This is a genomic window from Streptomyces globisporus C-1027 (assembly GCF_000261345.2).
GTDB classification, from domain to species: domain Bacteria; phylum Actinomycetota; class Actinomycetes; order Streptomycetales; family Streptomycetaceae; genus Streptomyces; species Streptomyces pakalii.
This window is the reverse complement of the sequence record NZ_CP013738.1, coordinates 5943665-5962739: the sequence shown is the minus strand read 5'-3', so window position 1 is coordinate 5962739 and position 19075 is coordinate 5943665. Positions and strand designations below refer to the sequence as shown.

Here is a 19075-nt window from a genome sequence, read left to right as displayed (position 1 = left end):
GAGCCCGGGCGGACGCACCCGTGTCGACATGTCCACCCCTCGGTGACCGGCCGGACACGACGTGTGTGCCCGGCCGACACCTGTGGGGCGCGAGGGGTGCGAGGGGCGGTCAGCTGATTTTCACCGGGTTCACGATGTCGGCCACCAGGACCAGCAGCGTGAAGCAGATGAAGAGTCCGGCGACCACATAGGCGACCGGCATCAGCCGGGCCACGTCGAACGGGCCCGGGTCAGGGCGCCGGAAGACCTTGGCCACATTGCGCCGCAGAGACTCCCACAACGCGCCCGCGATGTGCCCGCCGTCGAGCGGGAGCAGCGGGAGCATGTTGAACAGGAACAGCGAGAGGTTGAAGCCGGCGAGCAGGAACAGCATCATCGCGACCTGGTTCTGCGCCGGGATGTCGAGGTTCATCACCTCGCCGCCGATCCGGGCCGCGCCGACCACGCCGACCGGCGAGTCGTCGGCCCGTTCGCCGTCGCTGAAGGCCGCGTCCCAGAGGGCGGGGATCTTGGAGGGCAGCGCGATGATGGAGTCGACGCCGTTCTCGATCATGTCGCCCATGCGGACGACGGAGTCGCCGAAGCCGAGCGGCACGATCTCGGTCCGGGCGGCGAAGCCGAGGTAGCCCGCATCGACGAACTTCTTCGGGATGATTTCGCCTTTGCTGTCCTTCTCGGCGACCTCGTTCTTGAGCAGTACGGCGTTGAGCGTGACTTCCTTGCCGTCGCGTTCGACGACGATGGTGGCGGGGCCGATCGTCTCGCGGATGCGGTCCGAGAGCGTCGCCCAGTCGTCGACCTTCGCCCCGGCGAAGGCGACGATCTTGTCGCCCTCCTGGAGCCCGGCGGCCTTGGCGGGCGAGACGGGGTCCTTCGGCGCGCACTTGTCGCGGTTCTCGCTCTGGGCGATCACGCACTGCTGGACGCCGCCGACCTCGGTGGTCTGGGTCTGGAAGCCGAAGGTCATCGCGACGCCCATGAAGATGGCGACCGCGAGGACCAGGTTCATGAAGGGGCCGGCGAACATGACGATGACGCGCTTCCACGGCTTGCGCGTGTAGAAGAGCCGCTTCTCGTCGCCCGGCTGGAGCTCCTCGAAGGCGGCGGAGCGGGCGTCCTCGATCATGCCGCGCCACGGGGAGGTGGAGCGGGCTTCGAGGCGGCCGTCGGGGCCCGGCGGGAACATCCCGATCATGCGGATGTAGCCGCCGGCCGGGATGGCCTTGATGCCGTACTCCGTGTCGCCCTTCCTCTTCGACCAGAGCGTCGGGCCGAAGCCGACCATGTACTGCGGGACCCGGATGCCGAACATCTTGGCCGTGGAGAGGTGGCCCAGCTCGTGCCAGGCGATGGAGAAGAGCAGGCCCACGACGAAGACGGCGATCCCCAGGACCGTCAGCAGGATCGAGGTCAGACTCATGCGTGCGCCTCCGCTGTCGCTTTCGCCGAGAGTTCCCGGGCCCGTGCGCGGGCCCACGTTTCCGCTTCGAGGACGTCCGCGACGCTGAGCGAGGTTCCCGGGGCGGGGGTGCCGTGTTCGGACACCACAGCCGTGACCGTATCCATGATTCCGTTGAAGGGCAGCTGCCTGGCGAGGAAAGCGTCGACGCATTCCTCGTTGGCGGCGTTGAACACGGCGGGTGCGGTGCCGCCGAGCCCGCCGACGTGCCGGGCGAGACCGACGGACGGGAAGGCCTCGGTGTCCAGCGGGAAGAACTCCCAGGTGGAGGCCCTCGACCAGTCGAAGGCGGGGGCCGCGTCCGGGACCCGCTGGGGCCAGCCGAGACCGATGGCGATGGGGCCGCCCATGTCCGGCGGGGTGGCCTGGGCGAGCGTGGAGCCGTCGCTGAATTCCACCATCGAGTGCACGTAGGACTGCGGGTGGACCACGACCTCGATGCGGTCGAACGGGATGTCGTAGAGGAGGTGCGCCTCGATGACCTCAAGACCCTTGTTGACCAGGGTCGCGGAGTTGATCGTGATGACCGGTCCCATGGCCCAGGTCGGGTGGGCGAGCGCCTGCTCGCGGGTGACGTCGGCCAGCTCCTCGCGCGTACGGCCCCGGAAGGGTCCGCCGGAGGCGGTGACGACGAGTTTGCGGACGTCGGCGCGGGTGCCCGCGGCCAGCGCCTGGAAGAGCGCGGCGTGCTCGGAGTCGACCGGGATGATCTGACCGGGGGCGGCGAGCGCCTTCACCAGCGGGCCGCCGACGATCAGCGACTCCTTGTTGGCGAGGGCGAGCGTGCGGCCCGCCTTCAGGGCGGCGAGGGTCGGGGCGAGCCCGATGGAGCCGGTGATGCCGTTGAGCACCGTGTGGCAGGCGCTCGCGGCGAGAGTGGTGGCCGCATCGGGTCCGGCGAGGAGCTCGGGGAGCGGCTCACCGGCCCCGTACTGGTCCCGCAGCGCCTCGCGCAGGGCGGGGACCGCGTCCTCGGCGGCGACCGCGACCGTGTTCACGCGCAGCCGGCGGGCCTGCTCGGCCAGCAGGGCGACCCGGCCGCCGGCGGCCGAGAGCGCCGTGACGCGGAAGCGGTCGGGGTTGCGCAGGACCAGGTCGATGGCCTGGGTGCCGATGGACCCGGTGGAGCCGAGGATCACGAGATCCCGGCGGCCGTCCGCGGCGTCGAAGAGGAGATGCGGATCGGCGAGGGGGGCGGGGCTTTCGCTCATGTCCCCCATTGTTGCCGCTCCGGCTGTGTGCGAGGACAGCGCGTCCCGGGTGAGCCGGTCCCGCGACCCCGTTCAGCGCCCTTCGAGGTCGTGCGCGAAGTCGGCGAACACCTCGTGGAAGCGCGGGAACGTCTTGCGTACGCAGCCGGGGTCGTCGTACGTCAGGCCGGGTGTGCGCAGTCCGGCGACGGCGAAGGACATCACGATGCGGTGGTCGCCGCGGGTGGCGATCTCGGTGGGCTTCGGCGTGCCGGGGTGGATCTCGATCCGGTCCGGACCGGTGTGGACGGTGATGCCCATGGCGCGGAGGTTCTCGGCGCACGCCTCCAGCCGGTCGCACTCCTTGACGCGGGTGTTGGCGACGTCCTCGATGATGACGGGCCCGTCCGCGTACGGCGCGATCGCGGCGAGGGTCGGCATGGTGTCGGAGATGTCGCGCATGTTGACGGTGGTGCCGCGCAGCCGGCCGGTGGAGCGGACGGTGGTGGCGTCGGCGCCGACGCTCACCTCGGCGCCCATGTCCCGCAGGACGTCGACGAAGCGCAGGTCGCCCTGGAGGGCGCCGATGCCGAGGCCGGGGACGGTGACCTCGCGGCCGGTGAGGGCCGCGGCGGCGAAGAAGTAGCTCGCGGTGGAGGCGTCAGGCTCGACGGCGTAGGCGGTGGCCCGGTAGCCGCCGGGAGGGACGGTGAAGGTGTTCCCCTCCCGCAGTACCTCCACGCCGAAATCGCGCATCATCGCGAGGGTGATCTCGACGTACGGCGCGGAGACCAGCTCGGTGACCTCGATGCGCAGCCCCTTCGCGGTGAGCGGCCCGAGCATCAGCAGCGCGGTGAGGTACTGGGACGACTCCCCCGCGTCCAGGGTGAGGTCGCCGCCCTCGATCCCGGCGGCGCGCACGGTCAGCGGGTGGTGCCCCTGCGCTCCCCCGTGGCGCAGGTCGACGCCGAGGGCGGTGAGGGCCCGGGTGAGCGGGGCGAGCGGGCGGCGGCGCATCTGGGCGGAGGCGTCGAAGCGGTACGTGCCGGAGGCGGCGGCCGCGACGAGGGTGGGCAGGAAGCGGGCGGTGGTCGCGCCGTCGCGGCAGTACACGTCGGCGTCGTCGGCGGCGGGCCCGGCCGGACGCCCCTGGACGCGCCAGCGGTCGGCCTCCTGCTCGACGGCGTAACCGAGGCTCTTCAGCCCCTCGGCGAAGCCCTCGGTGTCGTCCGAGCGCAGCGGCCGCAGCAGGGTGGTGGTGCCGTCGGCGGCGGCGGCCAGGAAGAGGGCGCGGGCGGTGACGGACTTGGAGCCGGGGATGTCGATGACGCTCACGCGCTCATCCTGCCCTGCGGCGGGCGGGACGGGCGGGGTGCGTCCGGTGCGTGGACGCGGTGGACGCACCCCGTACGGCGGCTCTGGGAGGTGTCCGGCGGATCAGGGGCCGGGCAGGCCTTGGCGGACCGGCCGGTGCTGGTTCTCCTGGACGGCGGGGCCGGGGGTGGCGTCGGCGATCCAGGGGCCCTCGCCGCTCGGGTCGATGACGCCCTCCTCCAGCCAGGTGTACGTCCCCGACAGGACCCCGTCGACCACGCGCCGGTCGAGGTCGTCGGTGTTGGACCACAGGCGGGTGAACAGTTCCTCGACCCGGTTGCGGGCCTGCTCGCAGAAGGCGTCCGCGAGCTGGTAGGCCTCGCGGCCGTGCTCCTCCGCCCCGCGCAGGTGCTCGGCGCGGACGCAGGCGGCGCTCATGGCGAAGAGTTCGGCGCCGATGTCGACGATCCGGCCGAGGAAGCCCTGTTTGGTCTCCATCCGGCCCTGCCAGCGGGACATGGCGTAGAAGGTGGACCGGGCGAGCTTGCGCGAGCACCGCTCGACGTACCGGAGGTGCCCGGAGAGGTCGCGGTGCCCGGCGGGGTGGAACTCGGCGTACGTGCGCGGCAGTTGCCCCGGTCCGGCGACGAGTTTGGGGAGCCAGCGGGCGTAGAACCCGGCGGCGTTGGCGCCCGCCTTCGCCTTGGCGGAGAGCGGCTTGTCGGGGTCGATGATGTCGCCCGCGACCTTGAGGTGGGCGTCGACGGCCTCGCGGGCGATCAGCAGGTGCATGATCTCGGTGGAGCCCTCGAAGATCCGGTTGATCCGCATGTCCCGGAGCATCTGCTCGGCCGGCACGGCCCGCTCCCCGCGGGCGGCCAGCGACTCCGCGGTCTCGAAGCCGCGGCCGCCGCGGATCTGGACCAGTTCGTCGGCGATCAGCCAGCCCATCTCGGAGCCGTACAGCTTGGCGAGGGCGGCCTCGATGCGGATGTCGTTGCGGTCCTCGTCGGCCATCTGCGAGGAGAGGTCGACGATGGCCTCCAGGGCGAAGGTGGTGGCCGCGATGAACGAGATCTTGGAGCCGACCGCCTCGTGTCGGGCGACGGGCCGGCCCCACTGCTCGCGTACGGCGGACCATTCGCGGGCGATCTTCAGCGACCACTTGCCGACGCCGACGCACATCGCGGGCAGCGAGAGGCGGCCGGTGTTGAGGGTGGTCAGGGCGATCTTCAGCCCGGCCCCCTCGGGCCCGATCCGGCAGGCTCCGGGCACCCGCACCTGGTGGAAACGGGTGACGCCGTTCTCGATGCCGCGCAGGCCCATGAAGGCGTTGCGGTGCTCCACGGTGACGCCGGGGGCGTCGGCCTCGACGACGAAGGCGGTGATGCCGCCCGGGTGCCCCTCGGAGGCGGGTACCCGGGCCATGACCACGAGGAGGTCGGCGACGACGCCGTTGGTGGTCCAGAGCTTCACGCCGTCGAGGAGGTAGTCCGGCCCGTCGGGTACCGCGGTGGTGGCGAGGCGGGCGGGGTCGGAGCCGACGTCCGGCTCGGTGAGCAGGAAGGCGGAGATGTCGGTGGTGGCCAGCCGGGGCAGGTAGACGTCCTTCTGCTCCTGGGTGCCGAAGATCTTCAGGGGCTGCGGTACGCCGATCGACTGATGCGCGGAGAGCAGCGCGCCGATCGCGGGGCTGGCGGAGCCGACCAGAGCGAGTGCCTTGTTGTAGTACACCTGGGTGAGTCCGAGGCCGCCGTGCTTGGTCTCGATCTTCATCCCGAGGGCACCGAGCTCCTTGAGCCCACTGATCACCTCGTCGGGGATCTTCGCCTCGCGCTCGATGCGCGCGCTGTCGATGTGCGTCTCGCAGAACGCCCGCAGCCGCGCCAGGAACTCCTCGCCGCGCCGTATGTCGTCGGGCGGTGGCAGAGGGTGCGGATGGATCAGGTCGAGCCGGAAGCGCCCCAGGAACAGCTCCTTGGCGAAGCTGGGCTTGCGCCAGTCCTGCTCCCGGGCGGCCTCGGCGACCCGTCGCGCTTCGCGTTCGGTGACCTTGGGGGCCTTGGGTACCTGGGGGGTGTTGTGTGGTGCGGACATGAGGGACCTCACCTCGCCGCGCGTGACCCGGAGGGATGGGCCGCCCGGGACGCACGGACTGCTAGTCGCTGCCTACTGGTCCGTATGTAACCCCTGTACCCGTGGTTCGGCACCCGCACCAGACCCCGCGCACGAGTACGCGAACGGCCTGAGCCCCCGCACAGTGGGCTCAGGCCGTTCTCTTGCGCGCCCCCGCCCGCGCTCGCTGTCCGGGCGGAAGGCGGGCGGGGGTCGTCCGGGGTGTTAAAGGGCGAGGCCCGTGAGGACCAGGACGCGCTCGTAGGTGTAGTCGTCCATGGCGTAGCGGACGCCCTCGCGGCCGACGCCGGACTGCTTGGCGCCGCCGTACGGCATCTGGTCGGCGCGGTACGAGGGGACGTCGCCGATGATCACGCCGCCGACTTCCAGGGCGCGGTGGGCGCGGAAGGCGGTCTGGAGGTCGTGGGTGAAGACGCCTGCCTGGAGGCCGTACTTGGAGGAGTTGACGGCGGCGAACGCCTCCGCCTCGCCGTCCACCTTCTGGATCGACATGACCGGGCCGAAGACCTCTTCGCAGGAGAGCTTCACGTCGTCGGGGAGGGAGGCGAGGACGGTCGGGGCGTAGGTGGCGCCGTCGCGCTTGCCGCCGGTGAGCAACTCCGCTCCGCCCTGGACGGCCTCGTCGACCCAGGACTCGACGCGCTTGGCGGCGTCCTCGCTGACGAGCGGGCCGACATCGGTCGCGTCGTCGGCCGGGTCGCCGGTGACCAGGGCCTCGACGGCGGCGACGATCTTCGGGACGAGGCGGTCGTGGACCGAGGCGTCGGCGATGACGCGCTGCACCGAGATGCAGGACTGGCCGCCCTGGTAGTTGGAGAAGGTGGCGATCCGGGTGGCCGCCCAGTCCAGGTCCTCGTCCGAGGCGTAGTCGCCGAGGACGACGGCCGCGCCGTTGCCGCCGAGCTCCAGGGTGCAGTGCTTGCGGGGCACCGACTCCATGATCGCGTAGCCGACCGGGCCGGAGCCGGTGAAGGAGATGACCGGCAGGCGCTCGTCCTGGACCAAAGCGGGCATCTTGTCGTTCGGGACCGTCAGGACGGACCAGGAGCCGGCCGGAAGGTCGGTCTCGGCCAGCAGTTCGCCCAGGATCAGGGAGGAGATGGGGGTGGCCGGGGCCGGCTTGAGGATGATCGGGGCGCCGACGGCGATGGCCGGGGCGACCTTGTGGGCGCTGAGGTTCAGCGGGAAGTTGAAGGGCGCGATACCGAGGACGGCCCCGCGCGGGAAGCGCCGGGTCAGCCCGAGGCGGCCGGTGCCGCCGAGGTCGGTGTCGAGCCGCTGGGCCTCCCCGCCGTTGAAGCGGCGGGCCTCCTCGGCGGCGAACCGGAACACGGACACGGCCCGGCCGACCTCGCCGCGGGCCCACTTGATCGGCTTGCCGTTCTCGGCCGAGATCAGCTGGGCGATCTCCTCGGTGCGCTCCGTGAGCCGCCGTACGACGTGGTCGAGGGCCGCGGCCCGGACGTGCGCCGGGGTGGCGGCGAACTCGTCGCGTACGGCGTGGGCGGCGGCGACGGCCTCCTCGACCTGGGCGTCGGTCGGCACGCTGACGGTGCCGACGAGGCGTCCGTCGTACGGGTTGGTGACGTCGAAGCTGTCGGCACCGGTGGCCTGGCGGCCGGCCACCCAGAAGGCGTGGGGCGAAGTCATGGAGGTTCCGGCCCTTCGGAGGTCGTGAGGAGGTCGTGACCGAAGTCGTGACGGAGGTCGTGGGCGCCCGGGAGGCTCCCCTCTGCGGTCCCACGGTAAGGGAGAAGGCGCTCAGGGCGTTTGTCCGGCGTGGAGCGGAGCGGGGGCCGGGTGCGCCGAATCGGCGGAAGGGGTGTGCGTGGGGCGCGGGCCGCCCGCTCGATGGGCGGCACAGGGGTGTGCGGGGAGCGCGGGCCGCCCGCTCGACGGGCGGCACAGGGGTGTGCGGGGAGCGCGGGCCGCCCGCTCGACGGGCGGCACAGGGGTGTGCGGGGAGCGCGGGCCGCCCGCTCGACGGGCGGCACAGGGGTGTGCGGGGAGCGCGGGCCGCGCGCTCGACGGGCGGCGCTCGGTCCTTCGGCGGGCGGCGTTCAGCCCTCCGGAGTCCTCGGCGGGGGCGTGCGGCGGGGGCGTTCAGTCCTCGGCGGGCGTGGTCGCCGCCGTCGCCTTGAGGGCGAGCCACAGCTCCATGCGGACGTCCGGGTCGTCCAGGGAGCGGCCGAGGATCTCCTCCACCCGGCGCATCCGGTAGCGCAGGGTGTGCCGGTGCACGCCCAGATCGGCTGCGGCGGCGTCCCACTGGCCGTGGCGGGAGAGCCAAGCGCGCAGGGAGGCCACGAGGTCGCCGCGGCCCTTGGCGTCGTGCTCGTGCAGGGCGCGGAGCATGCCGTCGGCGAAGGCCCGTACGGCGTCGTCGGCGAGCAGCGGGAGGACCGAACCGGCGGCCAGCTCCTCGTGCTCGACCAGGGCCCTGCCCCGGCGGCGGGCGACGGAGAGGGCCTGTTCGGCCTGCTTGTACGCGGCGGAGACGGCGATCGGGCCGGCCGGGGCGGAGAGCCCCACCACGATGTCGCTGTCCTCGGCGCCGCCTTCGCGCGGGGCGCGGTCATCCTGGGCCTCGGCGTAGGCGGCGCAGGCGGCCACGGCGGCTCCGCCGTCGGCGGCGAGCACGACGACGCGTTCGCCTTCGCCCTCGGGGACCAGGAGCAGCGCCTCGCCGCTGCGGGCGGCGGCGGCCTCCATGGTCTCGGTGAACAGCTCGGGCCCGGCGGGCGCGGCGGCCTCGGCAATGAGCAGCCGGAACGGTGCGTCGAGCAGCCCGCCGTAGAGGTCCCCGGCGACGGCCCGCGCGTGGTCGGGCTGCCCGGCGAGCAGCATCCGCAGGACGGCGGCGCCGAGGCGTTGTTCGGCGCCCTGGACGGAGCGGGAGCGGGCGGTGGTCAGGGTGAGCAGGGCGACGGCGGAGTGCACGGCGTACCGCTCGGCGGTCCCGAGCGCCGCTCCCGTACCGACGGCCAGGGCGCCGCGCGCCCGGCGGCCGGTGCCCAGCGACTGGAGCTCCACCCGGTCCTCGCTGTCGGCGACGACGATGCTGGCGGGCGCGGGTCTGTCCCGGAGGCGTTCGACGTCGGGGGTGAGGGCGGCGGCGCGGCGGGCGGCCCAGTCGGGGGCGGCCGCGAGGACCGCGCCGGAGGTGTCGTACAGGGCGGCCCAGCCGTCGATGTGGGCGGCGAGCCGGGCGAGGATGTGGGTGGCCCCGTCCCCGGCGAGCGCGGCCTTCGTCAGCTCGCGCTGGGCCTCGAAGCCGGCGGTGACCGCGCGGTACTGGTCGGCGGCGATGGCGGCGGAGACGGCCTTGCTGATGGCGAGGAACGGGGTGCGGCGGGGCACTTCGAGGAGCGGCAGGCCGGCCTCCTCGGCGGCGTCGACGAGCGCTTGCGGGATGTCCTCGTAGTTGACCCCGACCGCGAAGCCGACCCCGGCGACTCCGGCCCCGGCCAGCCGCCGAACGTAGCGCCGCATGGAGTCGGCGTTCTCGGCGTCGAGGTTGGTGGCGGTCACGAGGAGGAGTTCGCCGCCGTCCATGTACGGGACGGGGTCGGCGAGCTCGCTGGCGTGGGCCCAGCGCACGGGGGTGCCGAGCCGGTCCGCGCCCGCCCGCACGGTGAGCTTGAGCGCCGAGTGCTGGACGAGCGAGGCGAGCGTGGGGGGCATGAGCCGGGAACCCTCGGGGTCGGGGATGAGGTCGCGGGTGCCGCCGCACGGACGACCGGATCCCCGGCCGCGACGATGGCCCGCATTTCGCCGTCCCGTATGAACGGCTCCCTCCGATTCTGCCAGGCTGGCAGGGTGGCGGTAACCGCTCTCCGTCGACCGTCGCGTTACTTCCGGGTAGCCGGTTCGGTCGTGTCAGCCGTCGAGGTGGACGAGGAGGGGGGGTGCGTGTTCGCCGTCGACATTGGCCAACCGGATGACTGCGTGACCCGACGGAACCGCGTACGCCAGTTCCGAGGCCGACCAGCGCTCCTTCTCCACCTGCCGTACGGTCACCGCGTCCGTGGTCACCGCCTTGCCCGTGACCAGCTTGCGCAGGGCGTGCAGGGCGCGGGTGAACGGCTGGTCGGCGAAGACGGTGTGCTGGGCGACCTCGCGGGTCTCCACCCACTCCTTGCCCCAGGCCTCGGCGAACCGTTTGCCGTCCCAGGTCGTGATGCCGGAGAAGGCCGCCGTGCAGCCGACCGCGCCGAGCAACGGGGTGTGCAGGGGCTCGGGAACGTCGTCGACGGTACGCAGGGCCAGCACCGCTCCGGCGTTGACCGAGCGGAGCCGGCGGATGCCCCGGACGGTCTCGGCGGTGACGGCGTGGGTGGCGTCGTCCAGGACCAGGCAGACGAAGAGCGAGGTGTCGGTACGGGCGGCGGTGATCGCGGTGAACTGGGCGAGGAGCAGCCGGGTCAGCAGCCGGGACGCCTCCGCGTGGCCGCGCTCCGGCAGGTCGACGCGGACCCGCAGCGGGTACTGGCCGAGCGCACGCAGCTCGAAGGGGCGGGCGTCCGGACCGGTGGCGAAGAACCCGGCGAACGTGGGCCGGTCGAGCAGGGCCACCCGGTCGGCGAGGGCGGGCGCCGGATCGCCGGGGCCGCCCGCCTGCCGGGACCGCGCGTCCAGCTCGCGGAGCATCGCGTGGTGACCGGCGGCTTCGAGGGAGGCGCGGAGCCCGGCGAACGCGGCCGGTGTGCCGTCGAGGAGTTCCCGCAGTTCGGGCACGGAGGGGAAGTGGCCGTGGGCGGCACGGTACGGGCCGAGCAGCTGGGCGAGGACGGTGGCGGCGCGGCGGCTGTCGAGGCTGCCGACATCGCCGACGAGCCCTTCGGCGAGGACGGCTGCCGCCTCGTCGGGGTCGGTGGTGCCGCCGTACAGGTCGATGTCGTGGGCGGAGCCGGGGTGGCCGACCCGGACGACGACGTCGAAGGCCTCGTCCGGGCCGAGCGGCTCACCCGCTCCGCCGACCGCGAGAACCGCCGCCTGTCCGGCCAGCGCGCGCAGGGCGAGCGCCTCGACGACCGGCCGGACCAGCCGGGCGGACTTCCCGGCGCCGGGCGGTCCGACGGCGAGCAGGGAGGTGCCGAGCAGCGCGGGGTCCAGGGCGAGGCCCGTGCCCCGGCGGACGTAGGGGTTGTGCGGGTCGTCGGCGCACCGGCCGATCCTGACCTGGCCGGTGAGCACGTCGTGGCGGGCGGTGCGCCGGGGGAGGTCGCGGTGGCCGGAGGGGTGCAGGGCGGCGGCGCCGCCGGTCCGCAGGACGGACTCCGCGAGGGGACCGAGCCGGTCGGGCCGCCGGGTGGCGAGCCGCCAGGCGTGGCGCAGCCGGGCCACGTCCACATCGTTCATACGGCCGGTGCGGACCTCGGCGGTGAGGGTGTCCGCGGCGTCGGTCCAGCCCGCGGCGCGCAGCTCGGGCCACTGGTCGGCGGAGGTCGTGGTGGCGGGGGCCGAGGGGTCGGCGGGCGCGGGGGCAGAACCGCCCCGGCGGGCGGCGATCAGTTCGCGCCAGCGGCCGAGCCGGGCGAAGGGCCAGAGGACGGCGGCGGCGATCAGCCCGTAGATCACGTTCACGACGGTCTGGCTCTGGTAGATCTCGCCGCCCGCGACGGAGGCGACGAGCACCAGGACGGGACGGACGACCGGGAGCGTCTCCTTCCAGACGAGGAGCTGGGTCAGGCCCGCCGCGGCGGCCGCCGCGAGGGCGAGGAAGGGCTGGCCGCGCTCGGCGACATGGCGGCGGAAGAGCTCGGAGAAGTTGCCGATCCGGCCGCAGCCGTAGGCCAGCAGACCGAAGAGGATCGCCTCGTACACCGTGAGGGCGTCGCTGCCCTCGATGGTGCGGGGGCCGCCGGAGGTGCCCGGGTTCCACCACTCACCAGGGGTGAAGAGCTTCAGCGGGACGAGGCGGTAGGGCAGGTAGCCGTTGCGCCACAGCGACCACAGCAGCAGCGCGGAGAGCAGCGCGATCAGGGCGCCGACCAGCAGCGACCGGTCGGAGACCCGCTCGGACTCCTCGGGCGGGGGCGGGGTGTACCCGTACCGCCAGACGCCCGGTTCCTGCTGCGGGCGGGGGGTGCGCAGCCAGGCGTCGACCGGGGATCCGGGGGCGGGCTGCTCGGCGGGCGGGGCCGTCGGGGCGGGCCCGGCCTGGCGGTGCTCCACCGCCGGGGCGGACGCGGCCCCCGCGCGCCACTGCTCCGCCGACGGGCCCGGGTGGCGGTCGGCCTGTTTCCGGTCGCCAGGATAAGGATCGGTCTGGTTCCGGTCGCCCGGAACGGGATCGGTCTGGTTCCGGTCGGCCGGATGCGTGCCGGTGGCGGGGTGCGGCACCCGCGGCGGATGCGCGGGCGGTGGCGGAACGCCCGGCCCGGGGGCCTTGTCCGCGCTCGGTCCCCGTACACCCCGCGTGCCGTCGTCGTCCATGAACCACTGCCCCCTTGACCTGCCGGTCCGTCCGCTGCCCCGGTCAATCTAGTGCGCGTACACGGTGAGTTCAGCAACGCGCCCGGATAGTGACCGTCGGGCCCGCCGTGGGCCCGGCCCGTGCCGACACGGCGAGCAGGTCCCTCACCTGCCACCCACCTGTCCGCCAAGGACAAGGACACACCCCCCACCACTCCCGATCGGAGCATGCCCGCACCCCTCCCCCACCCCTAGCCTGCAGAAAGAAGAGCGTCCGAAACACCCCCAGGAGCCCCGCATGACCGCAATCCCGCAGGAGCGCCGCGTCGTCACCGCCATTCCCGGCCCGAACTCCATCGAGCTGCAGGCTCGTCGTATCGCGGCCGTCGCCGCAGGTGTGGGCTCCACCCTGCCGGTGTTCACCGCCCGGGCCGGCGGCGGGATCATCGAGGACGTGGACGGCAACCGGCTGATCGACTTCGGGTCCGGGATCGCCGTGACCTCCGTGGGCGCGTCCGCCGAGGCCGTCGTGCGGCGGGCCTCCGCGCAGCTCGCCGACTTCACCCACACCTGTTTCATGGTCACGCCGTACGAGGGGTACGTCGAGGTCTGTGAGCAGCTCGCCGAGCTGACGCCGGGCGACCACGCGAAGAAGTCCGCGCTGTTCAACTCGGGCGCCGAGGCCGTCGAGAACGCGGTGAAGATCGCCCGCGCCTACACCAAGCGCACCGCCGTCGTCGTCTTCGACCACGGCTACCACGGCCGCACCAACCTCACCATGGGCATGACGGCGAAGAACATGCCGTACAAGCAGGGCTTCGGCCCGTTCGCGCCCGAGGTCTACCGCGTCCCGGTCGCCTACGGCTACCGCTGGCCGACCGGTGCCGAGAACGCCGGGGCCGAGGCGTCCGCGCAGGCCATCGACGCGATCACCAAGCAGATCGGCGCCGACAACGTCGCCGCGATCATCATCGAGCCGGTGCTCGGCGAGGGCGGCTTCATCGAGCCGGCCAAGGGCTTCCTCCCGGCGATCGCGCAGTTCGCCAAGGACAACGGCATCGTGTTCGTCGCGGACGAGATCCAGTCCGGCTTCTGCCGTACCGGCCAGTGGTTCGCCTGTGAGGACGAGGGTGTCGTCCCGGACCTCATCACCGCCGCCAAGGGCATCGCGGGCGGCCTGCCGCTCTCCGCCGTGACCGGCCGCGCCGAGATCATGGACGCCGCGCACGCGGGCGGCCTGGGCGGTACGTACGGTGGGAACCCGGTCGCCTGCGCCGGTGCGCTGGGCGCGATCGAGACGATGCGCGAGCTGGACCTGAACGCGAAGGCCAAGCGGATCGAGGAGGTCATGAAGGGCCGCCTCGCCGAGATGCAGGCGAAGCTCCCGAACGGCGACATCATCGGTGACATCCGCGGCCGCGGCGCGATGATCGCGATCGAGCTGGTGAAGTCCGGCACGAAGGACCCGCACCCGGAGGCGGCCGGCGCGCTCGCGAAGGCCTGCCACGCCGAGGGTCTGCTCGTCCTGACCTGTGGCACGTACGGCAACGTCCTGCGCTTCCTGCCGCCGCTGGTGATCGGCGAGAACCTGTTGAACGAAGGCCTCGACATCATCGAGCGGGCGTTCGGCACACTCTGATTCCTCGAACCCGGATGCCGCACGGCGGCGGCTCCGCGCCACTGCCGTACGGCATCCGGGTGAGGGCCTGTGAAGAACGTGTGCGGGGCCGATGGCGGGAGGCCGTGGCGACTGTCGGCCGCCCCTCCCCTGCCGTACGGTTTCTGCAGATGAGAGAAACACCTCGGTCTCGGGAAACCGCGGCCGACTCCGGGTCGGGGCTTCCCCAGCGCCGTCCGGAGCGTGCGTTCGCGCATGCCGGAGCCGATGGCTCCGGGACTCCTCACCGATCGGACGGCCGCCCGCCCCACACCCCCCGGGGCGCGCGGCGAACCGATCTCGCCGGCCATCCCGGAACAACCCCCCCTGTTCCCGGGTGGCCGGCCCCCCTCGTTTCCGGCGTCCTCGGTCTGCTCGCGGTCCTCTTCGCGCTGATCACCTGGCAGGTCGCCGTCGAAGGCCCGCTCTTCCGGCTGGACGAGCGGGTGGGGGCGAAGCTGTTCGAGCGTGGTCCGGCCGGGCTGACCCAGGTCTTCTCCGACCTCGGCGGGATGCCCGTGGCGCTTCCGGTGCTGACCTGCGCGATCGCGTACGCCCTGTGGCGCCGTGCCCTGCGGCTCGCCGTGTACGCGGCCCTCACCATGGCGGCGGTGCCCGCGCTGGTGATTCCGCTGAAGGTGGCCACCGCCCGGCAGGGGCCGCTGACGGAGGCCGTCAACTACTACCCTTCCGGCCATACGGCGACGGCCGCCGTGGCGTACGGGGCGACCGCCCTGGTGCTGCTGGCCCTGCCGCGTCCGGCGTGGCTGCGGGAGGCTTCCTGGCCCCGGGCGTGGATGATGCCCGTCGCCGCGATCCTGCTGACCACGGCGACGGGCATCGGTCTGGTGCTGCACGGCTACCACTGGCCGCTGGACGTGCTGGCCAGTTGGTGCCTGGGGCCGTTGGTGCTGGCGCCCCTGTGGTGGGTCAGCTGCCGAAGTAGGCGTCGAAGTTCCGGCTGAACTCCCCGTTGTTGAAGCGGTCCCAGTTGATCGACCAGGTCATCAGGCCGCGCAGGTCGGACCAGGTTCCGCGGGTCTGGTAGGAGCCGCAGTCGGTCTTCTTGATCAGGCAGTTGAGCGCCTTGTTGACCTCGGCCGGGGTGGTGTGGCCGTTGCCCGCCTGGGTGGAGGCCGGAAGCCCGATGGCGACCTGGTCGGGGCGGAGGCCCGGGAAGACCTTGGTGGTGTCACCCGCCACCGGGAAGCCCGCGAGCAGCATGTCGGTCATCGCGATGTGGAAGTCCGCGCCGCCCATGGTGTGGTACTGGTTGTCCAGGCCCATGATCGGGCCCGAGTTGTAGTCCTGGACGTGCAGCAGGGTCAGGTCGTCGCGCAGCGCGTGGATGACCGGGAGGTAGGCTCCGGCGCGCGGGTCCTGGCCGCCCCAGGGGCCCGAGCCGTAGAACTGGTAGCCGAGCTGCACGAAGAAGGTCTCCGGCGCCATCGTGAGGACGAAGTCGGAGCCGTACTTCGCCTTGAGGGACTTCACCGCGGAGATCAGGTTGACGATCACCGGTGAGGTCGGGCTGCGGAAGTCGGTGTCTCCCGTGTTGAGGGAGAGCGAGTGGCCTTCGAAGTCGATGTCGAGGCCGTCGAGGCCGTAGGTGTCGATGATCTTCGAGACCGAGGTGACGAAGGCGTCCCGGGCGGCGGTGGAGGCGAGCTGCACCTGTCCGTTCTGGCCGCCGATCGAGATCAGCACCTTCTTGCCCGCGGCCTGCTTGGCCTTGATCGCGGCCTTGAACTCCGCCTCGGACTCGACGTTCGGGCACTCGGCGACCGGGCAGAGCGAGAAGCGGATGTCGCCGGAGGTGACGGAGGTGGGCTCGCCGAAGGCGAGGTTGATGACGTCCCAGGAGTCGGGCACGTCCGCCATCCGCGTGTAGCCGGAGCCGTTGGCGAAGCTGGAGTGCAGATAGCCGACGAGCGCGCGGGCGGGGAGCTTGGTGTCGCCGCCGCCTCCTCCGCCCGCCGTGGTGGTCGCCGCGATCGCCGCCGACTTCGCGGACTCCCCGGCCGCGTTGGTGGCGCTGACCTGGAAGCTGTACGCGGTCGAGGGCGTCAGGCCCGTCACGGTGGCGGAAGGGCCGGTGGCGGTGGCCACCTTCGCACCGCCGCGGTAGACGTTGTAGCCGCTCGCGCCGGACACGGCGTTCCAGGAGAGCGCCACGGAGGAGGAGGTGATCGCGGTGGTCTTCAGGCCCGCGGGGACGGCCGGGATCACCACGGGGTCGCCGCCGGGGCCGACGAGGGTGAGGTCGTCGACGTAGTGGGCGGGGGTGCCGTACCAGCCGTGGGTGTAGACGCTCACCGAGGTGGTGGAGGGGCCGGTCCTGAAGGTGGTGGTGAGCTGCTTCCACGCACCGGAGGACTGGGTCCAGGTGGAGACGTCGGTGGTGCCGGTGCCGGTGGCGCCGAGGTAGACGTAGCTGCCCTGGACCCAGGCGCTCAGGGTGTACGAGGAGTTGGGCTTGACCGTGATGGTCTGGGAGCACTTGGCGTTGTCGCTGCCCGCCGGGGTGGACTTCAGCGCCTTGGTGCCGCCGTGCACCGGGGCGGAGACGACCGCCCCACTGGCTGCCGTACAGCTCCAGCCGTCGAGCCCCGACTCGAATCCGCCGTTGCGGGCCAGGTCCACGTCCGCCGCACCGGCCGCCGGCGCCGTGGCGACCAGGGCACCGGCGGCGAGCACGGCGGCCGTGACGGCGGCCAGAAGTCCGGAGAATCTGACGGTTGGTCCGGTGCGTTCCACAACAGCCTCCGCGCAGGGGAAGTCGGCGAGTGACGTGCGCACAACATGGTCCAGACCAATCAGGTTGTCAAGACCTCTGGCAGTCGCTCTCAGCCCTCCGGGCGGCCGCGATCGTCACGGGCGTCGCGATCGCCACGGGCCTCGCCGGCCGCGGCGCCCGCCGCCTCGTGCATCGCGACTTCGAGGAGTGCGGCGTCGGTGAGGGTCCCCGTGCCGTCCGGCGGGATGAGCCAGCGCACTCCCCCGGTGGCCCGCCCCGGGTACGGGACGACGATCCAGGTGCCCTGGCCGCAGCCCCTGATCCCGGTGCCGATCCAGCGGGAGACGGTGCCCGGCGGGACGAAGAAGCCCATGCGGGACTCACCGAAGTCGGCGAGGACCGGGCCCGGGCGGTCGATGAGGCGCGTGAGGACGTCGAGCGTCGGATAGCCCAGCCCACCGGGGAGGATCAGCACGTCCCAGCGCCTGCCGGCGGGAAGAAGAGCGATCCCCTGCGGGTTGCGCTCCCATTCCCACCGGCAGGCGCTGGGGTCCGGTGCCACCGATGTGAGCCACTCGACCGCGGCTTTCGTTTCCGGTCCCGTCATGACCAGCCTCCCGTTGACGTGAACACCGGCAGGGTTCTACCGGTGGGTACACGTGCGAGAGGGCGTTCGGCCCCGGCTATGACGCGGGTTGGGGCCACGAATGACCGTGACGTGAGTCACATTGCTGGACAGGGTGTCAGCTGTCGAAGCCGAGACCCAGCTTGTCCATGGTCTTCAGCCACAGGTTGCGGTGGCCGCCGTTGCTGTCGGCGCGGGCCAGGGACCGTTTGGTGATCTCGATCCCGGCCCAGGCGAAGGGCTCCGGCGGGAAGGGCATCGGCTTGGAGCGGACCATCTCCAGACGGGTCCGTTCGGTCTCCTCGCCGGAGAGGAGGTCGAGCATCACATCGGCGCCGAAGCGGGTGGATCCGACGCCGAGTCCGGTGAATCCGGCGGCGTAGGCGACCCGCCCCTGATGGGCCGTTCCGAAGAAGGCCGTGAAGCGGGCACAGGTGTCGATCGCGCCGCCCCAGGCGTGGGTGAAATTCAGCCCGGAAAGCTGCGGGAAACAGGTGAAGAACTGCTCGGCCAATTTCAGGAACGTCTCCGGACGCTGGTCGAGATCGGCGCTGAGCCGGCCGCCGTACGGATAGATCGCGTCGTAGCCGCCCCACAGGATCCGGTGGTCCGCGGAAAGCCGGAAGTAGTGGAATTGGTTGGCGCTGTCGCCGAGCCCCTGGCGGCCCTTCCAGCCGATGGATTCCAGCTGCTCGGGGGTGAGCGGTTCGGTCATCAGCGCGTAGTCGTAGACCGGGACGGTGTACGGGCGGACCCGCTTGACGAGCGAGGGGAAGACGTTGGTGCCGAGCGCGACCCGGCGGGCGAAGACCCTGCCGTACGGGGTGCGGACCGCCATCCCCTCCCCGGAGCGGACGAGGTCGAGGCCGCGCGTGTGCTCGTAGATCCGTACGCCCAGTTCCCGACAGGCCCGCTTGAGGCCCCAGGCGAGCTTCGCCGGGTGCAGCATCGCGACGCCGCGCCGGTCCCAGAGGCCGCCGAGGAAGGTCGGCGAGTCGACCTCGGCTCGCAGGGCGTCACGGTCCAGGAAGTCCACGCCCGTGATACCGAGCTTGACGATCTCCTCGTGCCATTCCCGCAGCTCTTCGAGCTGGTGGGGCTCGGTGGCGACGTCGATCTCACCGGTCCGCTCGAACTCGCAGTCGATGCCGTAGCGGGCGACGGCGGCCTCGATGGCGTCGAGGTTCCGCTCCCCCAGCTCCTCCAGCTTCGCGATCTCGTCGGGCCAGCGCTCCACGCCGTTGGCCAGCCCATGGGTGAGGGAGGCGGCGCAGAAGCCGCCGTTGCGGCCCGAGGCGGCCCAGCCCACCTCGTGCCCCTCGATGAGGACGACGTCCCGCTCCGGATCGCGCTCCTTGGCGATGAGCGCGGTCCACAGTCCGCTGTAGCCGCCGCCGACGACCAGGAGGTCGGTGTGCTCGTCGCCGGTGAGGGCGGGAAGCGCGTCGGGTTTGGCCGGGTCGTCGAGCCAGTAGGAGACCGGCTTGGCGCCGGAAAGGGATTCTGCAGCAGTACGCATGGCAGCTGGGGCCATGGTTTC

Annotated in this window: 12 protein-coding genes; 2 read left to right on the top strand and 10 right to left on the bottom strand. The window is 72.4% G+C overall.

Annotated features, from left to right (window positions below; translation table 11 throughout):
- Positions 1–109: 109 nt before the first annotated feature.
- The 7 genes from WQO_RS26395 to WQO_RS26365 all read right to left on the bottom strand — a co-directional run bounded on the left by WQO_RS26395 (position 110) and on the right by WQO_RS26365 (position 12537).
- On the bottom strand, positions 110–1420 hold the full coding sequence (locus WQO_RS26395; protein ID WP_010061895.1) for a M50 family metallopeptidase: 1311 nt from the start codon (positions 1418–1420) through the stop codon (positions 110–112).
- Positions 1417–2670, bottom strand: a complete 1254-nt coding sequence (dxr, locus tag WQO_RS26390; protein WP_029182413.1) for a 1-deoxy-D-xylulose-5-phosphate reductoisomerase — start codon at positions 2668–2670, stop codon at positions 1417–1419. The genes WQO_RS26395 and dxr overlap by 4 nt, the downstream gene beginning before the upstream one ends.
- A gap of 72 nt (positions 2671–2742) precedes the next feature.
- Positions 2743–3984, bottom strand: a complete 1242-nt coding sequence (gene aroA, locus WQO_RS26385) for a 3-phosphoshikimate 1-carboxyvinyltransferase (RefSeq protein WP_010061898.1) — start codon at positions 3982–3984, stop codon at positions 2743–2745.
- A gap of 102 nt (positions 3985–4086) precedes the next feature.
- A complete protein-coding gene (locus tag WQO_RS26380) occupies positions 4087–6060 on the bottom strand; it encodes an acyl-CoA dehydrogenase family protein (protein WP_010061899.1) in 1974 nt (657 codons plus the stop codon).
- Between the two features lie 243 nt (positions 6061–6303).
- Positions 6304–7749, bottom strand: coding sequence for an aldehyde dehydrogenase family protein (locus WQO_RS26375; protein WP_058954107.1), 1446 nt, complete (start codon positions 7747–7749; stop codon positions 6304–6306).
- A 453-nt stretch (positions 7750–8202) separates the two neighbouring features.
- The gene (locus WQO_RS26370; protein WP_010061902.1) at positions 8203–9783 is read right to left on the bottom strand and encodes a PucR family transcriptional regulator; all 1581 of its coding nucleotides are present in this window, start codon (positions 9781–9783) and stop codon (positions 8203–8205) included.
- A gap of 195 nt (positions 9784–9978) precedes the next feature.
- The gene (locus WQO_RS26365; RefSeq protein WP_010061903.1) at positions 9979–12537 is read right to left on the bottom strand and encodes an ATP/GTP-binding protein; all 2559 of its coding nucleotides are present in this window, start codon (positions 12535–12537) and stop codon (positions 9979–9981) included.
- Between the two features lie 277 nt (positions 12538–12814).
- On the opposite strand from WQO_RS26365, the gene gabT reads away from it, so the two are divergent.
- Together gabT and WQO_RS26355 are read left to right on the top strand one after the other, a co-directional pair.
- Positions 12815–14155, top strand: coding sequence for a 4-aminobutyrate--2-oxoglutarate transaminase (gabT, locus tag WQO_RS26360; protein WP_010061904.1), 1341 nt, complete (start codon positions 12815–12817; stop codon positions 14153–14155).
- A gap of 149 nt (positions 14156–14304) precedes the next feature.
- A complete protein-coding gene (locus WQO_RS26355; RefSeq protein ID WP_029182414.1) occupies positions 14305–15138 on the top strand; it encodes a phosphatase PAP2 family protein in 834 nt (277 codons plus the stop codon).
- On the opposite strand, the gene WQO_RS26350 is transcribed toward WQO_RS26355, so the two are convergent.
- The 3 genes from WQO_RS26350 to WQO_RS26340 form a co-directional block, all read right to left on the bottom strand.
- On the bottom strand, positions 15104–16930 hold the full coding sequence (locus WQO_RS26350; protein WP_010061907.1) for a chitinase: 1827 nt from the start codon (positions 16928–16930) through the stop codon (positions 15104–15106). The genes WQO_RS26355 and WQO_RS26350 overlap by 35 nt on opposite strands.
- 89 nt (positions 16931–17019) lie before the next feature.
- Positions 17020–17517, bottom strand: a complete 498-nt coding sequence (locus tag WQO_RS26345) for a hypothetical protein (protein WP_010061908.1) — start codon at positions 17515–17517, stop codon at positions 17020–17022.
- Positions 17518–17653: 136 nt separating this feature from the next.
- On the bottom strand, positions 17654–19069 hold the full coding sequence (locus tag WQO_RS26340) for an NAD(P)/FAD-dependent oxidoreductase (RefSeq protein WP_029182415.1): 1416 nt from the start codon (positions 19067–19069) through the stop codon (positions 17654–17656).
- Positions 19070–19075: the final 6 nt, after the last annotated feature.